Annotated in this window: 23 protein-coding genes; 11 read left to right on the top strand and 12 right to left on the bottom strand. The window is 67.0% G+C overall.

The features are described 5' to 3' along the window. Nucleotide 1: 1 nt before the first annotated feature. Nucleotides 2-454, bottom strand: coding sequence for a cupin domain-containing protein (locus ABS767_RS11010; RefSeq protein ID WP_408078392.1), 453 nt, complete (start codon nt 452-454; stop codon nt 2-4). 29 nt (nt 455-483) lie between these two features. Here ABS767_RS11010 and dapE point away from each other — a divergent pair, with 29 nt between their 5' ends. Beyond that, nucleotides 484-1605, top strand: a complete 1122-nt coding sequence (dapE, locus tag ABS767_RS11005) for a succinyl-diaminopimelate desuccinylase (protein ID WP_408078391.1) — start codon at nt 484-486, stop codon at nt 1603-1605. Here the strand turns inward: dapE and ABS767_RS11000 are convergent. From ABS767_RS11000 to mltA, 3 genes are all read right to left on the bottom strand, one after another. Further along, nucleotides 1602-3278 carry a putative bifunctional diguanylate cyclase/phosphodiesterase gene (locus ABS767_RS11000; protein WP_408078390.1) on the bottom strand — a complete coding sequence of 559 codons (1677 nt, stop codon included), beginning with the start codon at nt 3276-3278 and terminating at the stop codon, nt 1602-1604. The genes dapE and ABS767_RS11000 overlap by 4 nt on opposite strands. Nucleotides 3279-3344: 66 nt before the next feature. After that, entirely contained in the window at nt 3345-3758 is a 414-nt protein-coding gene (locus tag ABS767_RS10995; RefSeq protein ID WP_408078389.1) for a Smr/MutS family protein, read from the bottom strand. A 187-nt stretch (nt 3759-3945) separates the two neighbouring features. Continuing rightward, complete coding sequence (gene mltA, locus ABS767_RS10990; RefSeq protein WP_408078691.1) at nt 3946-5049, bottom strand: murein transglycosylase A; 1104 nt, start codon at nt 5047-5049, stop codon at nt 3946-3948. On the opposite strand from mltA, the gene ABS767_RS10985 reads away from it, so the two are divergent. Continuing rightward, on the top strand, nt 4985-5245 hold the full coding sequence (locus ABS767_RS10985; RefSeq protein ID WP_408078712.1) for a hypothetical protein: 261 nt from the start codon (nt 4985-4987) through the stop codon (nt 5243-5245). The genes mltA and ABS767_RS10985 overlap by 65 nt on opposite strands. A gap of 28 nt (nt 5246-5273) precedes the next feature. Here ABS767_RS10985 and ABS767_RS10980 read toward each other — a convergent pair whose 3' ends face one another. Next, entirely contained in the window at nt 5274-5918 is a 645-nt protein-coding gene (locus tag ABS767_RS10980; protein WP_408078388.1) for a Tim44/TimA family putative adaptor protein, read from the bottom strand. 173 nt (nt 5919-6091) lie between these two features. On the opposite strand from ABS767_RS10980, the gene secB reads away from it, so the two are divergent. From secB to ABS767_RS10960, 4 genes are all read left to right on the top strand, one after another. Beyond that, a complete protein-coding gene (gene secB / locus ABS767_RS10975; protein ID WP_408078387.1) occupies nt 6092-6604 on the top strand; it encodes a protein-export chaperone SecB in 513 nt (170 codons plus the stop codon). A 23-nt stretch (nt 6605-6627) separates the two neighbouring features. Beyond that, nucleotides 6628-8193: a murein biosynthesis integral membrane protein MurJ gene (gene murJ, locus ABS767_RS10970; RefSeq protein ID WP_408078386.1), complete on the top strand. Its 1566-nt coding sequence runs from the start codon at nt 6628-6630 to the stop codon at nt 8191-8193. A 17-nt stretch (nt 8194-8210) separates the two neighbouring features. Further along, the gene (gene trpS, locus ABS767_RS10965) at nt 8211-9221 is read left to right on the top strand and encodes a tryptophan--tRNA ligase (RefSeq protein ID WP_408078385.1); all 1011 of its coding nucleotides are present in this window, start codon (nt 8211-8213) and stop codon (nt 9219-9221) included. A 74-nt stretch (nt 9222-9295) separates the two neighbouring features. Beyond that, the gene (locus tag ABS767_RS10960) at nt 9296-10879 is read left to right on the top strand and encodes a hypothetical protein (RefSeq protein ID WP_408078384.1); all 1584 of its coding nucleotides are present in this window, start codon (nt 9296-9298) and stop codon (nt 10877-10879) included. Here ABS767_RS10960 and ABS767_RS10955 read toward each other — a convergent pair. The 5 genes from ABS767_RS10955 to ABS767_RS10935 all read right to left on the bottom strand — a co-directional run bounded on the left by ABS767_RS10955 (nt 10876) and on the right by ABS767_RS10935 (nt 16763). After that, on the bottom strand, nt 10876-12249 hold the full coding sequence (locus ABS767_RS10955) for a glutamate--cysteine ligase (protein WP_408078383.1): 1374 nt from the start codon (nt 12247-12249) through the stop codon (nt 10876-10878). The genes ABS767_RS10960 and ABS767_RS10955 overlap by 4 nt on opposite strands. A gap of 153 nt (nt 12250-12402) precedes the next feature. After that, a complete protein-coding gene (locus ABS767_RS10950; protein WP_408078382.1) occupies nt 12403-14454 on the bottom strand; it encodes a putative bifunctional diguanylate cyclase/phosphodiesterase in 2052 nt (683 codons plus the stop codon). Nucleotides 14455-14457: 3 nt separating this feature from the next. Further along, entirely contained in the window at nt 14458-14703 is a 246-nt protein-coding gene (locus ABS767_RS10945) for a hypothetical protein (protein ID WP_408078381.1), read from the bottom strand. A 243-nt stretch (nt 14704-14946) separates the two neighbouring features. Beyond that, nucleotides 14947-15690 carry a 16S rRNA (uracil(1498)-N(3))-methyltransferase gene (locus tag ABS767_RS10940; RefSeq protein WP_408078380.1) on the bottom strand — a complete coding sequence of 248 codons (744 nt, stop codon included), beginning with the start codon at nt 15688-15690 and terminating at the stop codon, nt 14947-14949. Next, complete coding sequence (locus ABS767_RS10935; protein ID WP_408078379.1) at nt 15687-16763, bottom strand: oxidoreductase; 1077 nt, start codon at nt 16761-16763, stop codon at nt 15687-15689. The genes ABS767_RS10940 and ABS767_RS10935 overlap by 4 nt, the downstream gene beginning before the upstream one ends. Nucleotides 16764-16886: 123 nt before the next feature. Between ABS767_RS10935 and ubiA the strand changes: the two genes are divergently transcribed. From ubiA to ABS767_RS10920, 3 genes are read left to right on the top strand one after another with little or no spacing between them, the layout of a single operon-like run. Beyond that, nucleotides 16887-17804, top strand: a complete 918-nt coding sequence (gene ubiA, locus ABS767_RS10930; RefSeq protein WP_408078378.1) for a 4-hydroxybenzoate octaprenyltransferase — start codon at nt 16887-16889, stop codon at nt 17802-17804. A 31-nt stretch (nt 17805-17835) separates the two neighbouring features. Further along, nucleotides 17836-19182, top strand: coding sequence for a TldD/PmbA family protein (locus ABS767_RS10925; protein WP_408078377.1), 1347 nt, complete (start codon nt 17836-17838; stop codon nt 19180-19182). Then, nucleotides 19175-19957: an inositol monophosphatase family protein gene (locus tag ABS767_RS10920; protein WP_408078376.1), complete on the top strand. Its 783-nt coding sequence runs from the start codon at nt 19175-19177 to the stop codon at nt 19955-19957. Before ABS767_RS10925 ends, ABS767_RS10920 begins: the two co-directional genes overlap by 8 nt. A 6-nt stretch (nt 19958-19963) precedes the next feature. Here ABS767_RS10920 and ABS767_RS10915 read toward each other — a convergent pair whose 3' ends face one another. Continuing rightward, complete coding sequence (locus ABS767_RS10915) at nt 19964-20674, bottom strand: hypothetical protein (RefSeq protein ID WP_408078375.1); 711 nt, start codon at nt 20672-20674, stop codon at nt 19964-19966. A 6-nt stretch (nt 20675-20680) separates the two neighbouring features. Beyond that, a complete protein-coding gene (locus ABS767_RS10910) occupies nt 20681-21889 on the bottom strand; it encodes a toxic anion resistance protein (protein ID WP_408078374.1) in 1209 nt (402 codons plus the stop codon). A 156-nt stretch (nt 21890-22045) separates the two neighbouring features. On the opposite strand from ABS767_RS10910, the gene ABS767_RS10905 reads away from it, so the two are divergent. Together ABS767_RS10905 and ABS767_RS10900 are read left to right on the top strand one after the other, a co-directional pair. After that, a complete protein-coding gene (locus ABS767_RS10905) occupies nt 22046-22213 on the top strand; it encodes a hypothetical protein (RefSeq protein WP_408078373.1) in 168 nt (55 codons plus the stop codon). Between the two features lie 154 nt (nt 22214-22367). Beyond that, the gene (locus ABS767_RS10900) at nt 22368-22826 is read left to right on the top strand and encodes a hypothetical protein (protein ID WP_408078372.1); all 459 of its coding nucleotides are present in this window, start codon (nt 22368-22370) and stop codon (nt 22824-22826) included. Nucleotides 22827-22862: the final 36 nt, after the last annotated feature.

The following is a 22862-nucleotide window of genomic DNA, read 5'->3' as shown; positions in this document are numbered from 1 at the left end:
TTCAGCCTCCGAAGCCGGACCCATCCTTTCGCCGAAACCCCTGTCCGGCGATCAGATGCATGTCGATATCGGGGTAATGGCAATCGCTCGCCGCCGGCTTGCCGATCGCGACGAACACGCAGTCGGCGTCGCTGCGGTTCTGAAGGACATGGCCGTTGCCGTCGCCCTTGGGGAACGCCGCGACGTCGCCGGGGCGCATGACATGCTCGCCCGCATCGTCGACCAGCACCGCCTCGCCCGCGACCATGACGACCAGTTCATCCTCACCCTCGTGCCAGTGGCGATGCGCCGACCACGCGCCGGGCTTCAGCGTCACATGGCTCGCTCCGAAATCCTCAAGCCCCGCTGCGGGCGCGAGGCGGCGATACCAGCGCTGCGACACCACATCGGCATATTCGGCCGGATAGCCGGTCGCATTGGTCTGCGGGATTGTGTCTAGATCGAGCTTGGGCAATGGAACCTCCCGTAGCGGTGGAGCCTGTCATGCCCGATGTAGTCGAACTCACCAAGGCGCTGATCGCTGCGCCCAGCATCACTCCGGCGCGCGGGACCGTGTTCGATGTGCTGGAGGCAGCGCTGCTCCCGCTCGGCTTCGCGGTAGAGCGGTTCGTCGCGGGCGAGGCGCCCGACGGGCCGGTCGAAAACCTTCTCGCGGTGCGCACCGCCGGCCCGGGCCCGCATTTCGCCTTTGCCGGGCATCTCGACGTGGTCCCGCCGGGGGAAGGCTGGGCGTCGGGCGCGTTCGAACCGGAAATCCGCGGCGATCTGCTCTATGGGCGCGGCGCGGTGGACATGAAGGGCGCGATTGCCGCCTTCACCGCGGCGCTCGCCGGTCTGCCCGCGCAGGGCACCGTCAGCCTGATCATCACCGGCGACGAAGAAGGCCCCGCGACCTTTGGCACGCTCGCGATCATAGACCGCATGGCGCAGCGCGGGCTGACCCCGGACCTGTGCCTGGTCGGCGAGCCGACCAGCAGTCAGCGCCTCGGCGACACGATCAAGATCGGGCGCCGCGGATCGACCGTCATCGACATCACCGTGCCGGGCCGGCAGGGCCATGTCGCCTACCCCCATATCGCCGACAATCCCATCCCCCGCCTCGTGCGCGCGCTGGCGGAGATCGATGCGATCACGCTCGATGACGGGACCGACTGGTTCCAGCCGTCGAATATCGAAGTCATCGATCTGGCGGTCGGCAATCCCGCCACGAACGTCATCCCGGGCAAGGCTGCGGCGCGGATCAGCATCCGTTTCAACGATCTGCACCGTGGTCATGACCTGATCGAGCGGGTCGAGCGCATCGTCCGTGCCCACGCCCCGGCGGGAATCGTTCACGGCCGCGTCTATGGCGAGGCATTTCTGACCGAGCCGGGTACGCTCTCGACGCTGGTGAGCGATGCGATCCGCGCGGAGACCGGGGTCGAGGCGGAATTGTCCACCAGCGGCGGCACTTCCGATGCCCGCTTCCTCGCGCGCCTTTGCCCAGTGGTCGAATTCGGCCTGCTCAATGCGACGATGCACAAGCTGGACGAAGCGGTCGCGCTGGACGACCTTCACGCGCTGACCTGCATCTACGCGGGCGTGCTGGCTCGGGTGTTCGGCTAGGCGCGCAACGCGCGGCGCGGTTCGGCCTGCGCCCAGCCCAGGAACGCCGTCTCGGGCATAGGACGCCCGATGACATAGCCCTGAAGAACATCGCAGCCGATGACGCGCAGCACTTCGAGCTGCGCCTCGGTCTCGATCCCCTCGGCCACGACTTCGCAGCCGATGCCGTGGATCAGGCCGATCACCGCCTGCGCGATCGTACGTGCTTCGACACTGGTCGCGACGTTCTCGACCAGGCTGCGGTCCAGCTTCACCCGGTCGAGCGGCAGGTCGCGCAGCCGGGCGAGATTGGAATAGCCGGTGCCGAAATCGTCCACCGCAATGCTCGCGCCGTCGGCGCGCAGCGCGGTGATCGCCTCGATCACCTCGCTCGAGCAGTGCATCGCCAGCGTCTCGGTGATTTCGAGTTCGAGCAGGCGTGCGGGTGCTCCCGCCTCCTGCATCGCTTCCCTCAATCGGCGGAAGAACGCGGCATGGTCGAGCTGGCGCGGGCTGATATTGACCGCGAGCCGTTGCTCGACTCCGATCGCGCCCCAGCGTGCGATGGTCGACGCGACATGCTTGACCACCCATTCGCCGATCTCGACGATCAGTCCGGTTTCCTCGGCGCGGTGGATGAACGTGCCGGGGAGACACAGGCCGCGTTTCGGGTGCTCCCAGCGGAGCAGCGCCTCGGCCGCAACGATCCGCCCGTCGCTCGCGCTGACCTGTGGCTGATAGACCAGCGTGAACTGATCCTGCTCGACCGCTGCGCGCAAGTCGCTCTCCAGCAGCGCGCGCTCGGCGATCTCGGCGGCGAGCTGCGCGGTAAAATGCTCGGCGCGCCCGCGTCCCTGCGCCTTGGCATGATACATGGCGGCGTCGGCCGCGCGCATCAGGTCGGTGAGCGAGCTACCATGTTCTGGGCGCATCGCGATGCCCACCGACGCGCCGATCGACACCTCCTGATCGGCCAGGTCGAAGGGTTCGGACAGCGCGAACAGGATGCCGCGACCGACCCGGTCGGCGTCACGTAGATGGCCCAGCTCGGGGAAATAGATCGTGAACTCGTCGCCCGACAGGCGCCCGATCAGCGGCTGGCGCGAATCGCCATCGATCGCGAACCGGTCCGCAACGGCGCGCAGGCGGTTTGCCACCATGCCCAGCAATTGGTCGCCCACCGCATGGCCCAACGTATCATTGACCGCCTTGAACCGATCGAGATCGATGAAGAACAGCGCTGCCATCGCATCGGGCGGCAGTTCGCTCAGCATCCGCTCGCAGCTGCGGCGGAAATGCACGCGATTGGGCAGCCCGGTGACCGGATCGTACAGCGCAAGCCGCTGGACGCTCTCAAGATTGGAATGCAGCTGGCGAAACAGCCCATCCATGGCGTGGGCGAGCGGCGGCACGCAAATCTCCACCTCGCGGGGGATTTCGCTCTCCAGATCGCCATTGGCGGCACGCGTCAGGCGCAAAATCGCTGCGTCGATGGCCTCTGCGGTCGCGGCGATCGTCCGCTCGGCATAGGCCCAGCACATCACGGCGCAGATAATTGCCGCGATCAGCGCGCGGCTGGCGCTGACGACGTCGAACGCTCCACGCGAGGTGGCGGCGAGCGCAAGAATGAAGACGAACGCCCCGGCGCAGATCGCAAATGCGATCGCACGACTCTTGAGCGAGAATCCTTCCATCCCGTTTCGCGAACCCCCACCCGCGCCGAACCATCCCGGCGATCGGCGGACAGTGAACGCAAAGAGTTAAAATTTTCGCGTAGGCGACCGTTCTCTGCGCAACACGATATAGAGCGCGCCCTGCCCTCCGTGCCGGGAATGCGCGCCGCGCACGGCCGCGATTCGATCGGCATGACGCGACGCCGCCAGCCAGTCGCGCACCGCCGCCCGGATCGCCCCACGGGCATGAGGGCGATCCGACTCCGGACGCGGCGGCTTTCCGGTGATCAGCAACATCAACCGGTCGCCCCGCGCGATCGCCCGGTCCAGCCCACGATCGAGCAGCGCGTGCGCGCTCGCCAGCGTATGGCCGTGCAGGTCGAGCGTGGTGTCCGGTCCGACGAGCCCGCGCGACAGCCTTTTGTCCCACCCCCCGTCCAGCGTGTCGCGCGGCGGGGGCGCGGGGGACGGCTGGCTCGGTCGCGATACCGGTGCAGGCACCCTTCCCTTGGGAGGGACTTGAGTCGCAACTACGGGGGGCGAAAGGTCCAAGGCGGGCCCGAGCGGCTGCACCGGGCGTGGCGCCTCGCGCGACAACGGCTTGATGCTCGCCGTCACCCGCGCCCACAACGCCTGCTCCTCGGCCGTCATGCCGCGCGGGGGTTGACGGGGCATCGCGGCCCCGACTTCAGTCGCGCGCGGCGCCGAGGCGCGCGAGCGTCCCGCGCGGGAGCAGCAGCCAGGCGGTGCCCCGAGCCGACATGCCGCCTGCAGTCGCGCGCGCATCGTCGCCAGCACCCCAGAAGGTATCGAAGCGGTTGGCGCCCTTGATCGCACCGCCGGTGTCCTGCGCCACCCACAGGCCATTGGCATCCTGCCGGTCCATTGACAGGAACACCGGAGCGCCCAGCGGCACGAACTTCGGATCGGCCGCCACGCTGGCTAGACCGGTCACGGGAACGCCGAGCGCACCCAGAGGCCCGGGACCCGTCAGCTCGCGAAAAAAGACATAGCTTTTGTTCTCGCGCATGATCGCTCGGCCCTGTTCGGGGTTCGCGCGCAGCCACGCCATCAGGCCCTGCATCGACGCCTGCCCGCGGGCGACGAGGCCGCGGTCGAGCATCAACTTCCCGATGCCCGTATATTCGCGCCCGTTCTGGCTGGCATAGCCGATCCGCATCACCGATCCGTCGGGCTGCCGCAGACGACCGGACCCCTGGATCTGCAGGAAGAACAGCTCGATCGGGTCGGCCGCCCAGGCGATCTCCAGCCCCCGCCCCTGCAGCGCACCCTGCTCGATCGCGGTGCGGTCGTGATAGGGGACCAATTTGGTGCCATCGACCCGGCCGCGGACCGACTTGCCCTGCAGCGCATCGGAAAAGCTGCCGAGATCGACATCGATCAAGTCGGCGGGGCGGCCGTAGATCGGGACTTCAAAGCCGGGCCGCCGGGTGCGCGATCCGGCGATCTCCGGCTCGTAATAGCCGGTGGCGAACGCCTTGCCGTCGGCGATCTGCACGGTCTCGAAATAGCGCGCGAAGAAGGTGCTGGCGTCGCGATCCTGCGTGCTGCGCGCCGCGTCGCATGCGGGGCGCCAATCCTCGCCGCGCGTCAGCCCCGTGGCGTCGGTGCGCCGCATCAACGTCGCGCAGCTGATCTTGAACGCGCCCAGCGCCCGCGCTGCAGCCGCCATAGTGATCGGGAGGCTTTCGATCCGGGGCCCGGCGATGACACCGGCCATCCCAGCGGTCGTGGCGCTGGCCGGAGCAGCAGGCGCCGGAGCGGGTGCCAACGGGGTGGCGGCGACCGGCTGGCGAACCGGGATCGACGATGACGAACGCGATGGCTGCGAGCCCGACGTCGCGGGTCGCGAAGACGGCACGACGCCGGACGAACAGGCCCCCAACAGCGCGGCGAGCGCCGCTACCCCCCAAACGCGCATGGTCACTCCATCATTGCCGCGTTCGCGGTCAGGCATTGCCGCCTAGGCGGCTCCGGCATCACCGCCTGCGCGGTTCAGGCTTCGTCGGTGTCGCTCAGCTTCCAGTTCGGATCGCCGCTGGCGAGATCGCGGCTGAACGTCCACACGTCGTGCGTCTCGACCGCGTCGCTCAGCGATCCGGCGATGACGTTGCCGTCCTTGTCGCGCGTGATCGCAGCGATATCGGCGTCGAAGCGCATGGTGATCCGCGCCACCCGGCCCTCGAGCGCGATGTCCGAGATGGCGGCGCGCTCGATCGAGATCAGGCGGTTGTCCAGCGTCTCGCCCGCAGCCTCGCGCGCATCGATCGCCTCGACGAAGCTCTCGCGCACGTCCGGCTCGACCAGCCAGTCGAGCGTCTCTCGGTCGCCCTTCCAGAAGGCCTCGAGGATCATGCGATAGGCGGATTTCGCACCCTCGACGAACTGGTTCACATCGAACGCAGGGTCGGCGGCCACAAGCGCGCGCAACCCGCCCTCCGCACCGGTTTCCACGGCGCGTGGGCCGGTTTCGCGGACCTCAGGCGGCATGTCGATGGTGCGCGGCATCTGCGGCGCGCCCACGCGTTCCTCGGCCGGACGCGGCAGGGGCTGCTCATGCCCCGTGCGTTTGCCCAGGACAGAGTAGAGCCGGAGCGCCAGGAAGGCCGCGATGGCCGCGAACAGGATCACTAGATACACGTTTGGCACCTCTTTCTGCCCACCACATAAGCGCGATGGCGCCATGATTCAAATCCGCGATGTCGCGATGCGCGGCCCCGTTGAAACGCGGAACCGCCCCTGCTAGGCGCGGCGGTCATTCGAACGCGGATCGCCGCGACAATATCCCAGACTTGCAAAGGATCTTCTGTACCATGGACACGCCGGAAAACGCAGCGCCGAATGGCGATCCGCTGGCGAACGGCGCCGACACCGCGCCGTCGGTGGGTGTGATCTCGCAATATGTGAAGGACTTCTCGTTCGAGAATCCCAATTCGCCCGCCATCTACCAGATCCAGGGCCAGCCCGCCTTCGACGTGCAGTTCAACATCGGCGCCGCCGAAGTCGCGCAGGACGTTCACGAAGTGACGCTCAAGATCGACGTCCGCGCCCAGATGGAGGACCAGGTCGCGTTCATCGTCGACCTCTCCTATTCGGGCCTGTTCGCGATCCGCAACATTCCCGAAGAACATCTCCAGCCCTTCCTGCTCGGAGAAGCGCCGCGCCTGCTCTTCCCGTTCGCGCGCCGCGTGCTGGCCGATGCCGTCCGCGACGGCGGCTTCCCGCCGCTGATGCTCGAGCCGATCGACTTCAACGGCCTGTACGAGCAGCAGCGCATGGAACGCGACGCGCAGCTTCAGGCCGGTGGGGAAGCAGGCCAGGCCTGATTGCTCCCGCGGGGGTCTGAACCATGAACCTCGTCCGGGCGCTCGGATCGATCGGCGGGCTCACGCTCGTCAGCCGGGTGCTCGGACTGGTCCGCGATTCGCTGTTTGCGCGCTATGTCGGCGCCAGCTTCGCGTCGGACGCGTTTCTGGTCGCCTTCCGCCTTCCCAACCTGTTCCGCGCGCTGTTCGCCGAAGGGGCGTTCAGCGCCGCCTTCGTTCCGATGTTCAGCCGCAAGGTCGGTGAGGCGGGCGGTGACGTCGCTCCCGGACTGCGTCTCGCGGAAGAGGCGCTGGCGGTCCTGCTGCCGATCCTGATCCTGTTGACCGCAGTGATGGAGATCGCTGCCTTCCCGGTCGTCTGGGCGCTGTCGGGCGGGTTCAACGACGTGACCCCCGGCGAATTCGGCTATGCGGTCGAGCTGTCGCGGATCACCTTTCCCTACCTGCTCCTGATCAGCCTCGTCTCTCTGTTGGGCGGCATCCTCAATTCGCTGCACAAATTCTGGGTCAATGCCGCCGCGCCGATCCTGCTCAACGCGACGCTCATCGCCGCACTGCTGTTCTTCCACACCGACGACACGCTGCTGACCGCGCGGAACCAGGCGATCGCGGTTACCGTCTCCGGGGCGCTTCAGCTGCTCTGGCTGATCCTCACCTGTCGGGCCGCAGGGGTGAGGCTCAAGCTGCGGCTCCCGCGCCTGACGCCGGACGTGCGTAAGCTGCTGGCGTTGATCGGCCCTGCCGCGGCGGGCGCGGGCGCCTATCAGATCAACCTCGTCATCTCGACCGCGCTCGCCGCGAGCCTGCTGGTGGAGGGCTCGGTCTCCTACATCTACTACGCCGACCGGCTGAACCAACTTCCCCTCGGCTTGATCGGCATCGGCCTCGGCACCGTCCTCCTCCCCACCATCGCGCGGCAGCTGGGGGCGGGAAATGACGGGGCGGCGATGCACACCCAGAATCGCGGCACCGAACTGGCGCTGTTCCTGACGCTGCCCGCAACCGTGGCGCTGGTGATCTGCGGCGCACCGATCGTCGCAGCGCTGTTCCAGCACGGCGCGTTCACGGCGGAGGATACCCGCCTTACCGCGCAGTCGCTCGCCGCCTTCTCGATCGGCCTGCCCGCCTATATCCTGATCAAGGTGATCACCCCAGGCTTCTACGCACGCTCGGACACGAAGACCCCGGTGCGCTTCGCCACCATCTCCATCGTGGTCAACCTCGCCCTCAACCTCGCGCTGATCATCCCGCTCCGTCACATGGGGCCGCCGCTTGCCACCGCGATCGCCGCCTGGGTCAATCTCGCCCTGCTCTATCGCGCGTTGCGCCAGCGTGGCCATTTCGAGGTGGATTCGCAGCTGCGCCGCCGCGTCTGGCGGTTGGTCGGCGCGGCGCTGGTGATGGGCGCGGTGATGTTCTTCCTCAACGACCTGTTCGCCCCCTATACCAGCGGCGCGTGGACGGTCCGAACCGCGGCGATGATGGTGCTGGTCGGCGCGGGCTGCATCGTCTACGCCGCCGCCTGTTTCGCGACCGGCGCATTCCGGCCAAGCGACATCGTGTCGCTGGTGCGCCGCAAATCAACCTGAAGACCTGGAATTAACCCATGCGCGTCGTTTCCGGCATCAAGCCCACCGGCAATCTCCACCTCGGCAACTATCTCGGTGCGATCAAGCAGTGGGTCGGTATGCAGGCCGATGTCGAGGCGGCGGGCGGCGAGTCGATGTACTTTATTGCCGACCTGCACGCGCTTACCGAATGGAGCGAGCCAGCCGCGATCACCGACAGCACGTTCGAGGTGAGCGCCGCGATGATCGCCAGCGGCATCGATCCCGCGCGCTCGATCCTGTTCAACCAAGCGCGCGTGCCGGCGCACAGCGAACTCGCCTGGCTGCTCAACAATGTCGCGCGCGTCGGCTGGCTCAACCGCATGACCCAGTTCAAGGACAAGGCGGGCAAGAACCGCGAGGGCGCGAGCGTCGGGCTGTACGACTATCCCGTACTGATGGCCGCCGACGTGCTGCTCTACCGCGCGACGCACGTGCCGGTGGGCGAGGATCAGAAGCAGCATCTCGAGCTGGCGCGCGACATCGCCGCCAAGTTCAACCTCGACTACAAGACCGACCTGCTGCTCGAACCCGAACCGCTGATCAGCAAAGCGGCGCCACGCATCATGTCGCTGCGCGATGCGACGCAGAAGATGTCCAAGTCCAACCCGTCGGATGCGGCGCGGATCAACCTGGTCGATGACGACGACGCGATCGCCCAGAAATTCCGCAAGGCGAAGACCGATCCGGAGCCGATGGGCGAGAGCTGGGAATCGCTCAAGGATCGCCCCGAGGCCAAGAACCTCGTCACCATCTTCGCCGCACTCGCCGACCGCACGCCCGAGGACGTCGTTGCCGACTATGCCGGGCAGGGCTTCGGCAGCTTCAAGCCCGCGCTCGCCGATCTTGCGGTCGCAAAACTCGGCCCCATCCGCGACGAAATGGTGCGCCTGATCGCTGACAAGGGCGCGGTCGATGCCGAGCTGCGCAAGGGTGCCGAGCGCGCGGCCAATCTCGCCGCGCCGCTGCTGCGCGATGTGCAGCAGGCGATGGGGCTGCGCATCGGCTAGAGCCATTGCGTCGACAATGCAGCCGTCCGTGTTTGTCAGTGGAAGGCGAATGCGCAGCTGCTAGGCTGTTGGGGATGCGTGCGTTACTCCCCCTGCTCGCCCTCACCGCGCCGGCTGTGGCCGCGCAACGTGCGCCCGTGCCACCCCGCGCGACTTTGGCCCAGCTTGAAGCCGCGCATGATCGCTGCAAGGCGACTGCCCCGCGGGGGGATCGCTGTCTCGATCTCCAGCTCGCCTTCGCCCGCGCGCTGATCCCGACCGACCCCGATCGTGCCGCCCGGATCGCCGATCAGGCGCGTCTCGACCTCAATGCCGCGATGGAGGCCCGCACCGCCCCGCTGCGTCCGCTGCACGAAAAGGCGGAAGCCGGCACCATTACCCCCGCCGAACAGGCGGAGATCGACCGGGTCGGTAAGCTGAACGCGCCGCTCTGGCTCGAAATGGCGGACATCGCCGAGATCGAGGGCGATGCCGGGGTCCGCGGCGGTACTGCTTTCTATCGTATGTCGGCTGCGCGCTATGGCACTGCGGTGTCGATCTGGCGCAACGACGGCACGACACCGGCCCATATGCGCGCCCAGTTCCGCGCCGCCGCCAAGCTGATCGATTCATACATCGACTCGCCAGGCATCGCCGAGGGGCTACCGGTCGCGCGACAGGCGCTGATCGACGTGACCCGCGCCTATGGCGCCGACGACCCGGCCACGGCACGGATCGTGCTCTCGCTTGCCGACGTGCTTACCGGCCTTGGCCAGACCGCCGAAGCCGAGCCGCTCTACGACCGCGCGCTCAAAGGGCTCGCGACGCAACCGCCCGACGTCCTGCTCGACGCCCGTGCGCGCAAGGCCCGATTCCTTGCGGCAGTCGACCGGACCGAGGCCGCCGAACAACTGCACCGCGCGGTCATCGCCGATTTGCTCAATGGCAAGGGCGATCCCGACCGTCTCGTCCGCGCCTATCTGGATCTTACCCCGCTGGTAGACCCCGACGAAGGGCTGGCGCTGACCAGCGCCGCGCTCGACCTGCGACGCAAGCAATTCGGTGAACAGCATGTCCAGACTGCACGGGCAAAGGTCGCCTATGCCCGCCACCTCGACGGCTATCAGCGGTTCGCCGAAGCCGATGCGCTATGGCGCGAAGCGATTCCCGTGCTGGAGCGCCATTTGCGGCTGGCCCACCCGGAAACCGCCACCGCCTATCTGGACTGGGGCTCGACGCTGCTCGGTGTGAGCGATATCCCCGCCGCCGAAGCGGCCTTCGCCACCGCGCGCAAGGCGCTCCAGGAAGCGTTCGGAAAGCGCCATCCGCTCGTCGGCCGCGCGATGATGTTCGAAGCGATGGTGCTGACGCGCCAGCGCAAGGGCGACGGGTTCGGATTGATGCGCGAGGCGGTCGAGATCGTTCGCGAGACCCGCTCCGCGACGCATTATGAGCGCGTCCAGGCCGAACTGGCCTATGCCGCGCTGCTGCTCTACGCACGCCGCGATTCCGCCGCCGCGCTCGCCCAGTTGCGCCTCGTCACCCGCGCCGGTCTTGACCGCGCCGCCGCCTATCGCGATTTCGGGGCCAAAGCGCAGAGGGAAATGCGCGACTTCAGGGGCATCTTCGCGCTTCAGGTCCGCGCCGCCTGGGAAACGGCGGCGCAGCAACAGCGCTAGAAGCGCGTCTCGTCATAGATGCGCGTGACGTCGCCGTCCCACACCCCGGCATAGCGATCCAGCAGCGCCTGCGCCGGCACCTTCCCTGTCCGCACGATCTCGCGCAGCGGGTCGAGGAAGCCGTTCTCACTATCGCCGGCCGAGTTGAGGCGCGCACGGGCAGTGAGGCCCGCTCCGGCGATGTCGATCACCTGTCCGGCGATGTCGCGCAGCTTCCCGCCCCCCGGAAGCGGCGCATCGAGCCCAAGCTTCGGGACCGTATCGCGCAGTTCCTGCCGCCCGGCCATGTCCCAGTCCTTGACCAGATCCCACGCAGCATCGAGCGCGCCTTGGTCATACAGCAGCCCGACCCACAAGGCCGGCAGCGCGCAAATCCGGTTCCACGGCCCGCCATCGGCGCCGCGCATCTCCAGAAAGGTCTTGAGCCGCACTTCGGGGAAGGCGGTCGACAGATGATCCGCCCAGTCGTCGATCGTCGGCTTCTCGCCCGGCAGCACGGACAGCTCGCCGTTGAGGAAGTCGCGAAAGCTCAGCCCGGCGGCGTCGATGTAGCGCCCCTCGCGGTACACGAAATACATCGGCACATCGAGCGCATAGTCGGCATAGCGCTCGTACCCGAACCCGTCCTCGAACACGAACGGCAGCATGCCGGTTCGCGCCGGGTCGGTGTCCGACCAGATATAGCTGCGGTACGACAGCATGCCGTTGGGCTTGCCGTCGGTGAACGGCGAGTTGGCGAACAGCGCCGTCGCCAGCGGCTGCAGCGCTAGACCTACACGAAATTTCTGCACCATGTCCGCCTCGCTCGCATAGTCGAGGTTCACCTGGATCGTGCAGGTGCGCAGCATCATGTCGAGGCCAAGGCTGCCAACGCGCGGCATATGGTTGAGCATGATGCCGTACCGCCCCTTGGGCATGATCGGCAGCTCGGCGCGGCTCTTGTCAGGCCACATGCCGAGGCCAAGGAAGCCGACCCCCAGCTTCTCGCCCACCGCCTTGACCTGTTGCAGGTGCCGCCCGGTCTCGGCACAGGTCTCGTGCAGGTTTTCGAGCGGCGCGCCGGAAAGTTCGAGCTGACCGGCGGGTTCGAGGCTGACCGTTCCATCCGGACCGGACAGGGCAATGACCTTGCCCCCCTCCTCGACCGGCGACCAGCCGAACTGCGTCAGCTCGGCGAGCAGGTCGCGGATGCCGCCCGGCTCGTCATAGGATGGCGCGTGATTGTCGCCGATCGCATAGACGAACTTCTCATGCTCGGTGCCGATCCGCCACCGTTCGGCGGGCTTTTCGCCCCCGGCGAAATAATCGAGGAGCATCTGACGGCTCTCGATGACAGGCGCGTTGCTGTTTGAAACCGTCTTGGTGCTCATCGCGCGCATGTAGGCGCGCGAAACGATCTGCGAAAGGGGGGATAAATCACCCGGATCGGGATGGGAAATCCGTAAATCGCAGTCAAGAACGATCGCACGTCGCGCGTACTTGCGCCGTCCAGTCAGCCGATCGCTGCGCTGGGCGCGCCCCGGTCACGTGCCAAAGCGAAGCTGCGGCCTAGCCCTGGCCCCCAGCTCCGTATCATCGAACAGCCCGCGATGCTCGCGGCAGAAGGCGTACAGGTCCCGTTCGCTCAGCGCCTTGGAGAACAAGAAGCCCTGAAGCTCATTGCACCCGGCAACCTGAAGCAAGCTCTCCTGCTCCTCCGTCTCCACGCCCTCCGCGGTGACGGAAAGAGCCATTGCATGGCCCAGAGCAACCACCGCCTGCACGATGGCGATGGCCTCGGGATCGTGCCCAAGCCGCTTGACGAAGCTTTTGTCGATTTTGATCCGGTCGACCTTGAATTTCTTGAGGTAGCTCAAGCTGGAATAGCCGGTGCCGAAATCATCGAGCGCGATCCTGAAGCCAGAGGCACGCAGGTCCTCCAGCGCGGCTTTAACGACCTCATCGTCTTCGACAAGGATGCTCTCGGTAACCTCCAGCTCGATCTGCTCGGGCTTGACGCCGGCTGCCAGCACGGTCGATCGGATCGTATCGGCCACACCGGCGGTGCGAAACTGAACCGGGGAGATGTTGACCGCCATCGACAGCGCAGGCCAGTGGCGCGCTACGCTACAGGCTTCGGTAAGCACCCACTCGGCCAGCCCATCGATGAGCCCGCATTCCTCGGCGACGGGGATGAACGCTTCGGGCGTGAGCCTGCCGCGGGTGGGATGCTGCCACCTCACAAGCGCCTCCAGCCCGGAGATGCGTCGTCCGGTGGCGTCGAGCTTGGGCTGGTACTCCAGAAACAGGCCCTCGCCCGATCGCAACGCCGCTCTCAGCTCGTCTTCGATGACATGGCGGCGGGCGATGCTCTCGTCCATTTCGCCTGTGAAGAAGCGATAGTCGTTGCGACCGTCCTCCTTCGCCTTGTACATCGCGATATCGGCCTTTCTCAGCAGCTCGGTCCTCTCGACGCCATGGTCGGGGGACATCGCGATCCCGATGCTGCCGCCCACATGGACGATCGAGCCCATGATCTCGAACGGCTTTCGCAATTCGTCGAGAATCGCGTTCGCAGCGACAGCGAGGTCATCGCACGCGCGGCGTTCGGGGAGGCAGATTGCAAATTCGTCGCCGCCAAGCCGCGCGACGACGTCATGGTCGCCGATGCAGCGCACGAGCCGGGCCGCCACCGCCTGAATCAGCTTGTCGCCCGCCAGATGCCCCAGCGTGTCATTGACCTGCTTGAACCGGTCGAGGTCGATCAGCATCACGGCGAGCAGGGCGTCCGATCGCGCCGCGCCGATCGCTTCATCGACGAACCTGCTGAACGACGCTCGGTTCGGGAGCCCGGTCAATGCGTCATGGTTGGCGAGATACAGCGCCTGGGCTTCGGATGCCTGCAGCTCGAGGCGCGCGTCTTCGAGACACGCGATCGATTTCGCATCCCGCGACATAAGCCGGCCGACACTGCCGATCAGCACGGCAAGCAGACCGAGCAGCGCGGCGATCGCCGCTCCCCCGTGAAGCAGCACAGAGCGCAGAATGCCCTTGCCCGGCATCTCGGGACGCCATGTGAAATACCCGATCGGCTTGCCGTGCCAGGAAGACAGCGCGACGCTGTACGCATCGGGAGTTTCTTTTGGGGGTAGCTTGGTCACGCGCGCATCGACGATCCCGCGCTCGCGCTGAAGCCGGTTCATCAGGCTGGTATTCAGATAGCGGACGCTGATGAGCAGTGGCTCGGTCCCGGGGGCCTCGCTGGCATAGTAGGAATCCGGGATCATGCGCATGACGCTCGCTGCCGCCAATCGACCGTCGATGTTCACCAGATCGGTCGCATGCACTGCGTTAGGCGACGTCCTGACGGTGCTCTGCGGGTGAAGCTTGCGGTTCGGAAGACGCTCGTGCGGATTGGCGGCAGTGCGGACCTTCCCGCGCACCTCGGCGATCAGCGGGGCGACATCTTTCTGGACTTGCGCCAGGGTTTTCGGGTCGACCCGGACGCCCTCCTTCATTGCGTAGACCGCACGATCCTGGCCATCCAGGATGATGTCCACTTCGTGGTTGAAGACGTAGTTCAGCCACGTACCCACATTCTAGTCGAACCAGTCGAGGTCGGGTTTGCGCTTCCTCGCTTCGGCGTAGACCGGGTCCCAAATGGCGATTCCCGACTGGCTCTGCGCGAGTTCGTCGAGCGTCGTTCCAATCGCGAGGCGGACCTCGCGAACTTGCCTGTCGCGGATCGCCGCATCGCTTTTCTCCGCGGTGATCCATAGGCTCCACAGGCCGAATCCTATCAGCGCGGCAGCCAGGCAGATGGCCGGAAGCGCAACGAGCGCCAAGAAACGCGACCGGGGATTTGCGATGTCGAAGAGTGAAAACTGGTACATCGAAGCCCGCGCCCGTGATCAACAACCAGATGCACCGTCGCCTGTGCACGTGCGGCCGGCTCGGGTCGAAGTGCCCTGATCCATCATTATAGGCGCGTTGTCCGGCTGGCGGACGCCCCCTGCCGTTGCGCGGGGCGGTGAAGCAGAGGGCGCATTACTACATTTGCCTCAGGCCGCGTGACCGCGCTCAGGCGCTTACCAATCCCCTGCCGCGCCCATCCACAAGCTGACCGCGGCCGCAGCTGCGGTTTCCGCGCGCAGAATTCGCGGCCCGAGCGAAATTCCCACTGCAGCGGACACGGCACGGATAGCCTCGCGCTCCTCGGCGTCGAAGCCGCCCTCCGGTCCGATCAGGATCGCCGCCGCCCCGGGATGCGCCCGCATTGCCTCCAGAGCGGGGATGCCCCCGGTTTCGTCGGCAAAGAACAGCGCGCGCTCTGTCGGCCAGTCGCGCAGCAGCGCCGCCAGTTTCACCGGCTCGGCTAGCTCGGGCAGCGCGGTACGCCCGCATTGCTCGGCCGCCTCGATCATGTGTGCACGCAGCCGCTCGAGGTTGAGCTTGTCCACCACCGCGCGGCGCGTCAGCACCGGCGCGACGCGCGCGACGCCCAGCTCGCACGCCTTTTCGACCACCCAGTCGATCCGCCCCTTCTTGATCGGCGCGGCGCACAGCCACAGGTCGGGGACCGCCTCGCGCTCGCGCAGCCGCTCACGGATTTCCAGCGTCACATCTCGCTTGCGCACCTCGGTCGCGACGCCCAGCCATTCGCCTGTCGAATCGTCGAACAGCTTGACCGGATCGCCGACCTTCAACCGCATTACGCTGGCGAGATAATGACCCTGCTGCCCGTCGATGCGGCGATGCTCGCCCTGCGTCAGTTCCTTTTCGACGAACAGGCGCGGAGTCGATTGCGGGGGCCAGGCGGGGGTGGCGATCATCGCGCCGCCCCCTGCCCGCGCGCCGCGGCATAGGCAAGCCGCTCGCTGTCGCTCAGCGCCGGTTCGACGCGTACGCCGTGCTGCGACGATCGCTGTGCGGCATCGATCACCGCCATCGCCGCCAACCCCTCGATCGCCGGGACCGGATTGGCACCCTCTCCCCGGATCGCATCGCCAATTCCCGCATAATAGCGCCGCTGGTCGCCCCGCTCGGCCGCGATCCGCTTCTCGCCCGCACCGTCGAACAGCGTCAGCGCGTCGTCATCCAAGCCCCAGCCCGTGCTGCCGGGCACCATCCCCGCGAGCAACTGCGCCTCCTGCTGATCGATCCGCGCCTTGATCAGCGATCCACGCTGGCCGTGCACCGTAAACCGGGCCGATCCGCCCGCCACCAGCATCGACGCGTGCAGCACCACGCGCATCGCGCCATAGCCCAGCACGACCTGCGCCCAATCGTCCGCCTGCCCACCCGCGCGCTGAATCGCCAGATCGCCCTGCACCCAATCGGGCAGACCGAACAGGCACAAGGCCTGATCCACCAGATGTGGCCCCAGATCGAACCAGATCCCGCCGCCCGGCACCACGCGCTCGCGCCACCGGTCGCGCACCTCCGGTCGAAACCGGTCGAAATGCGATTCGAACTGCGCCACCTCGCCCACCAGCCCGTCGCGGATCGCCCGCGAGACCGACAGGAAATCGCTGTCCCAGCGCCGGTTGTGGAACACGCTCAACAGCCGCCCCGCATTCTCGGCCTGGGCGATCAGACCGCGCGCTTCGTCGAGCGTCACCGTGAACGGCTTGTCGATCACAACATGCTTGCCCGCCGTCAGCGCTGCCGAAGCGATCGGCGCATGTGTTTCGTTGGGCGAGGCGATGACGATCAGGTCGAGATCGTCGCGTGCGATCAGAGCGTCATGACTCGCCACCACTGCCACGCCAGGAAGGGTACACGCGACCTTCGCCGGATCGCTCGATGCGACCGCAACGATCTTCATCCCCTCCACCGCGCCGATCAGCGGCGCATGAAAGGTGCGCGATGCGAACCCGAACCCGACCAGACCGACCCGAACCATGCAAACTCCCGAGAAAAGACTGTCCTACAGACCCCGGCCTGTGGCAGCACGAAGCCATGCTTTCAGCTTCTCCTTCAACCTTACACCTTCACACGCGACACCGCATTTTTTGTCAGAATCGTCATGCCTGATCCCGCGCAGACCGTGCCGGATACCCAGCATCGCGGCCTGATGGCGCTGCTGCCCGCCGCCGCGCGCCCTTACGCACTGCTCGCACGGTTCGACCGGCCGATCGGATGGTGGCTGCTGTTCTGGCCCGGCGCCTGGGCGATCGCGCTGTCCGGCGGCGCGATCGAGCGGTGGGACATGATCCTGTGGTTCCTGCTCGGCGCGGTCGCGATGCGCGGCGCTGGATGTGTCTATAACGACATCGTCGACCGCGATCTCGACCGGCAGGTCGCGCGCACCCGCAGCCGCCCGCTCGCCAGCGGCGCGGTGAGCTTGAAGGCCGCGTGGATCTGGCTGCTCGCGCTCTGCCTGATCGGGCTGGTCGTCCTGCTCCAGCTCAACCCCTTCGCCGCAGTCGTCGCGCTCGCCAGCCTCGCACTCGTCGCCGCCTATCCGTTCATGAAGCGGATCACCTGGTGGCCGCAGGCGTGGCTGGGTCTCGTCTTCTCCTGGGCGGCGCTGGTCGGCTGGGTAGCGATCGCGCGTGAGCTCCCCACCCCTGCCCTGCTGCTCTATGCCGGCTGCATCGCTTGGGTGATCGGGTACGACACGATCTACGCGCTGCAGGATGTCGAGGATGATGCGCTGGTCGGCGTCCGCTCCGCCGCGCGGCGCCTGGGGAGTCGCGTTCGTCCGGGAGTGGCCGGTTTCTACATACTCGCGCTCGCGCTATGGGCCGCCGCCCTGTGGCAGGTGCGGCCCGATCCACTGGTCCTCGCCGCGCTCGCTCCGATGGCGCTGCATCTCGCCTGGCAGGTGGCGACGCTGGTCCCCGCCGATGGCGCCAACGCGCTTCACCGCTTCCGCTCGAACCGCAATGCCGGGCTGCTGATGTTCGCCGCCTGCTTCGTCGTGGGGACCACCGCCTTTTGACCTTCGCCCCCCGAATACCTAGATCGCCGCGATGCTAACCCCAGACGAAGCCCAGACCCGCGTCCACGACGCCATCGCCCGCGCCACCCGTGCCGGCGCCGATGCCGCTGACGCCATGCTCTCTGCGGGGGAATCGCTATCGGTTTCGGTCCGGCTCGGCGCGCTCGAGGATGTCGATCGGGCCGAGCATGCCGAGCTGGGGCTGCGCGTCTTCTGCGGGACCCGTTCCGCCAGCATTTCGACCACCGATTTCACCCCGGCGGCGCTCGACACGCTGGCCGAACGCGCGGTGGCGATGGCGCGCGAGGCGCCCGAGGACGAATGGGCCGGCCTGGCCCCGGCCGAACGCCTGCTGCACGGCGCGGTCCCGCAACTCGACCTGGACGACGGCGCGCTGGGCGATCCGGTGGCGCTGCGCGCCACCGCGCTCGCCGTCGAGGACGCCGCGCGCGCCGTTGCCGGCGTCACCAACAGCGAGGGCGGGAGCGCGAGCGCGAGCCGCAGCGTGTGGGCGCTCGCCACCAGTCATGGATTCACCGGCGCCTATGGCACCTCGAACCACAGCGTTTCCGCCAGCGTTTTGGCCGGCGAAACCGGCGCAATGGAGCGCGACTACGCCTATCACAGTGCGCGCCATGCGCGTCATCTCGATTCTCCCGAGGACATCGGCCGCCGCGCCGGCGAGCGCACGGTCGCGCGGGTGGGCGCCGGTCGGGTCCGCAGTGGCGCGATGCCGGTCGTATTCGACCCGCGCGTCGGCAACGGCCTGCTCGGTCATCTGAGCGGCGCGATCTCGGGCAGCGCGATCACTCGCAAGACCAGCTTCCTGCTCGACGCTATGGGGACCCAGCTGTTTGCCCCCGGCATCTCCATCCTCGACGATCCACACCGTCCGCACGGGCTGCGTTCGCGGCCGTTCGACGGCGAGGGACTGCCCGTCTCGCCGATCGCGCTGATCGAGGACGGCATGCTCGAAACCTGGCTGCTCGACAGCGCATCGGCGCGTCAGCTTGGCCTCGAACCCACCGGGCACGCGGTGCGCGGTATCGGCGGGGCGCCCTCGGTCGGGCCGAGCAACCTCTATATGCAGAATGGCAAGCTGCCCGTCGAAACGCTGATCGGCGATATCGACTATGGCGTCTACGTCACCGAACTGTCGGGCCAGGGCGTGAACCTCGTCACCGGCGACTATAGCCGCGGCGCTGCGGGATTCCTGATCGAACGCGGCGAGATCACCCGGCCGATCAGCGAATTCACCATCGCTGGAACGCTTCAGGCGATGTTCCGCGCGCTGGTCCCCGCCAACGATCTCGAACTGCGCTACGGCATCAACGTCCCCACCCTGCGGATCGACGGAATGACGGTGGCCAGTGGCTGACGGGCTCGTCCGGGCGGTCAGCGCGGTCGCCGCCGAGGCGGGACGGCTGGCGCACGCCAGGTTCGGCACCGATGTGCGCAAATGGGAGAAATCCCCGAACAATTTCGTCTGCGAAGTCGATCTCGCGGTCGACGAATTGCTGCGCGAGCGACTCTCCGCTTTGCTCCCCGACGCCGGCTGGCTGTCCGAAGAGACCGCCGACGATCTCGCCCGCCTGTCGCATCGCCGGGTCTGGGTGGTCGATCCGATCGACGGCACGCGCGATTATCTGCGCGGTCGGCCCGGCTGGGCGGTCTCCGTCGCGCTGGTCGAGGATGGACAGCCGGTGATCGGCGTTCTCGACGCCCCCGCGCGGGGCGAGCACTGGATCGGGGTCCGCGATGCGGGGGCCACGCGCGACGGCGAACAGATCGCGGCGTCGGGCCGCGCCGACCTGCCCGGCGCGCGCGTGCCCGCCGACGACTTGCCCAGGGTAGACCAGGACCTGGTCATGGTCCCCAAGCCCAACTCGATCGCATTGCGCATGGCGATGGTCGCCGCAGGCGAGGCCGACCTGCTCGCCACGTTTCGCTGGGGCGCCGACTGGGACATCGCCGCCGCCGTGCTGATCGCGCGCGAAGCGGGTGCGACCGTGACAGACGCGTTGGGCAAGAAGATACGGTTCAATACGCCGCGCGGTGAGAGCTTCGGTCTGCTGGCCAGCGCGCCGGGAATCCACGCCGCTGCCGCCGACCGCCTCCGCCCTCGCGCCGTCGAGGCGTTGGGTAAGCCCTGACGCCGATTATTCGACCGCGTCGTCGCCGCGATAGCGAATCTGGAGATACCGGCCGCGCGTCGCCAGCGCATCCAGGTCGCCCTGCGCCAGCTGCGCTGACATCTGGGCAATCTCCTGATCGATCAGCGACAGTCCTTCCACGAGCTGCTTGTCGGGCGACTGGCCGAACCGGTCCACTCCGCGCAGATTGTCGGGCACGCGCTGATAGCCCTTGATCAGCTCCGGCAATTGCTCGCCGACCAGCTTGCGGACTTCGGCGGCCGCAGGCTCGCCCTCGTCGAGCGTCCGTAGTTGGCCCGCCAGCGTTTCCAGCTTCACCCCGATCGTATCGACCAGCGGCATCGCCGCGCCGGGCAGGTTCGGACGCTGGCGGTCGAGCCACTCCTCGGTCTGCAGCGGAAGCGTCGCCAGCGACACCCCACCGAACTTCTCCGGCGTCACCTCGCGGCTGGTCGGCATCATGCCGAAGAACAGCGTCACCGCGATCAGCGCCGCCATCACCAGCAACGCTCCGCCCATGCCCAGCGGGATGAACCAGCCAAGCACCATCGCGCCGACGACGATCGCTCCTGCCGCCGCCGCAATCCGGCCGACCCGGCCCAGAATCTCGGCATCGCGCCGTTTCTTGGCGCGCGCGGTCAGGTTGGTGTAGCGCTCCCGCGAACGGTTGAGCACTTCGCTCGCGCGGTCGATCTGGCGGTCGATCTCGGTCGGCATCGCGGCTTACAGCGCCTCCAGCTTGAACTGATCGTTCGTGCCCGAAACCTGGTTCTGCGCAGCGCCCTCTGCCCGAGCGATATAGCCCTTGGACTTGTCCACCTCGTTCGACAGGACGTTCACCGTGGTCTTCATATTGTCGAGCGCCTTCACCTTGAAGGTGTCGATCGCATCCATCGTATCGTAGATATTCTGGAACGCGCGCTGGAGCGTTTCGATGGGAATCGTCGCCGATGCCGCCTGCTCGTGGATCCGGCCGGTATTGTCCTTGAGCAGCTTGCCGGTCGAATCGATGATGTTGGCGGTGGTGGTGTTTAGCGCGGTAATCTGGTCGAGCACCAGCCGCTGGGCGGTCAGCGCCTGTGCCACCGTCACCGCTGTGCGCAGTGCGCCGACGGTGGTGGTGCTGGCACGATCGACACCCTTCACCAGCTCGACATTGTTCTTCTTGACCAGATCGAGCGCAAGATAGCCCTGAACCGTCACGGCCATCTGGGTCAGCAGGTCCTGCGTGCGCTGGCGCGTGTAGAACAAAGCGGTCTCGCGGATCGCCTTGGCCTTGGCCGGATCGGTGTGGTCGAGTTCGTTGGCCTTGTCCTCCAACCGCTGGTCCATCTCCTTCGAGATGTAGATCATCTGCTCGAGCCGCCCCATCGCAGCCCACAGGTTCTGCCGCTCCACGTCGATCGCGGCGTTGTCCATCAACAGCTCGTCCTTGCCCGACTGCAGGCTCTTCAGGATCGCGGCGATGTGGCCCTGGCTCGATTTGTAGCTGTCGAAATAATTGCGCAGCTTGTTCCCGAACGGGATGATTCCGAACAGCTTCTTGCGCTGGGTAAGGTCGCCACGCTTGCCGGGATCGAGGTCTTCGACCACGCGCCGCAGTTCGGCCAGATCCTTGCCGACGCCGACGTCCTTGTCCATCGCCCGCACCGGGCGGTCGAGGAAGCGGTTGGACTGGCCCGCCGCATCGCGGATTTCCTTCGATCCCATCGCAGTGATCGCATCGACGCGCTTGCCGAATTCGGGCGAGTTCACGTCCTGGGCGACGAGGTCGTCGATGAACGATTCGACCCGGGTGACCAGTTCACCCTTCTTGCCTTCGTCGACGGGGACGAGCCCCGCCATTTTCTCGGCCGGGCGCTCCTTGAGCGGCTCGGGCGCGGTCAGCACCAGGTCGTCGGTCTTCTCGGCAGTCGCAGTCTCGGTCGCCATCGCATCCTCCAGCGGTTCCGCCCTAGATGAACGGGAACCGCGCGGCCTTCAAGTGTATCGCGAATATAATACACTTGTATCGTCGTGCAACTGACTGGGATTATCAGGGGTTCGGGTGTCGCAGGCTGTTAATATTCGGGCGGTACGGAGGAGTTCATGGAACGCAGGCTCAGGATGATGATCGCCGGTTCGATCGCGGTGTGGGTGCCGGTGGCTTCGGCCGCCGAGGCGCATCCGGCGCTGGTCGATCTGGGCAAGGTCTATCGCCTGAAGGCCCAGCCTGCGAGTGACGCCCCCTCCACGACGGAGGGACATGCGCGTTAGACTGTTCGCAGTCGCCATTCTTGCGGCAGCGCCGGGTTCATCGCTCTCGGCCGGACAGGTCGCAACGCAAGCCGACCCCGGCCCGGCCCGATGCCTCGACAGCTATTCCCGGCGCGTGTGCGACACCCCTGCCCTCGCGCCCCTTCGTGCCGAGATGGCCCACAAATTCGCCGCCGTGCTGGCGACGGACAACCGCACCGCAACGCGGCGCGCGCGGCAGGCCAAAGCGCTGCGCGAGATCGCGGAGGCGCGCGACTATGTCGGCAAGCCGCTTTCCGACAATGAACTGGCCGAGCGGTTTCGCGACCACATCGCCGAGCTCGACAAGGCGCTGGCGCAGGCGAGCGGCGTGCGCGCGATGGTGAAGACACTGGAAAGCTGGCGCGATGCGCTGCCCACCAGACTGCCCAAGGGGTTCGGCATCTGGAAGGGAGTCGATTACGACTTCGAGGGTCTGGGGGCGAGCAGCAAGCTGTGGCGCGACAAGGACGCCAATTGTTGTCCCAGCGGCGGCGATGCGCTGATCGACTTCGCGATCGAAGGCCGCAGCCTCGTGCTGAAGGACGTTCGCGTCGATATCGTCGAGAGGTGGCGCCCCCGCCGGACGGACTGAAGCCCTTCCCGCGCCGCACAATTTCCGCTAAGGGCG

Source organism: Sphingomonas plantiphila, from assembly GCF_046000505.1.
Lineage (GTDB): Bacteria > Pseudomonadota > Alphaproteobacteria > Sphingomonadales > Sphingomonadaceae > Sphingomonas > Sphingomonas plantiphila.
This window is presented reverse-complemented; position numbering and strand designations above follow the sequence as displayed.